We start from the raw sequence: 813 nt of genomic DNA on the forward strand, positions 1-813 counted from the left end.
GACACCAGAAGTTATACGCTTTATCCAAATAAATACAATAGCTTGGTCTTAGCTGTCGTTTCATCTACAATTTTCTACACATTTAAAATGGTGGACGTTACAGGACTCGAACCTGTGCATCCCTATTACTCCAGCAACTGCCCGCAGCCGGTTAACAGAGGCTCTACCATCTGAGTTAAACGTCCTATGGAGGAGAGACAGGGATTCGAACCCTGGGCCCCGATTAAGGAGCTTCGGTTTTCAAGACCGATGTAATCAACCAGACTCTACCACCTCTCCAAGTTTTGTAATGGTCGGAGTAGCAGGATTCGAACCTACGACCCCCTGGTCCCAAACCAGGTGCTCTACCAAACTGAGCTATACTCCGTTTATTTTACTGAGTCCTCTAGCCTATAACAAGCACACATCGCAACAACGGGATTATATAGTGGATGCTAAAGGACTCAATAAAATAGTGTTCGGATAAGGTGTACAGTTCTAACAAACCACCCCTGGATTAAAAGTGCTGTCACCTTTCCGAAATTGGCAGGAACTTGAGGACTTGAACCCCAGACCGGCGGATTTGGAATCCGCTGCTCTACCAACTGAGCTAAGTTCCTAAAATATGGCGGACGGGCTAGGACTCGAACCTAGATAAAAGAGTTAACAGCTCTCCGTAATAACCTTTATACGACCCATCCTTGGTCATTCTTTTACTTACCGTACTTAGCCTTATGAGCTTCAATACGTTGCGCCTCTTCTTCGGGATCTGAATAAATAGCATCCGTACCATCTTGAGACGTTAGACAGAGGTGGCATTGATTAAGCCAAACC

At 45.4% G+C, this 813-nt stretch carries 4 tRNA genes and 1 pseudogene; all 5 read right to left on the reverse strand.

Annotated elements, in window-relative coordinates:
- Positions 1-88: 88 nt before the first annotated feature.
- The 5 genes and pseudogenes from N1032_RS24635 to N1032_RS24655 all read right to left on the reverse strand — a co-directional run bounded on the left by N1032_RS24635 (position 89) and on the right by N1032_RS24655 (position 680).
- Positions 89-185, reverse strand: a pseudogene (locus tag N1032_RS24635).
- Between the two features lie 2 nt (positions 186-187).
- Positions 188-279: transfer RNA gene (locus N1032_RS24640), tRNA-Ser, on the reverse strand.
- An 11-nt stretch (positions 280-290) separates the two neighbouring features.
- Positions 291-367, reverse strand: a tRNA-Pro gene (locus tag N1032_RS24645).
- 156 nt (positions 368-523) lie between these two features.
- Positions 524-599, reverse strand: a tRNA-Trp gene (locus tag N1032_RS24650).
- Positions 600-605: 6 nt separating this feature from the next.
- Positions 606-680, reverse strand: a tRNA-Asn gene (locus tag N1032_RS24655).
- Positions 681-813: the final 133 nt, after the last annotated feature.

It is taken from the genome of Herbiconiux daphne, from assembly GCF_024979295.1.
Lineage (GTDB): Bacteria > Actinomycetota > Actinomycetes > Actinomycetales > Microbacteriaceae > Herbiconiux > Herbiconiux daphnes.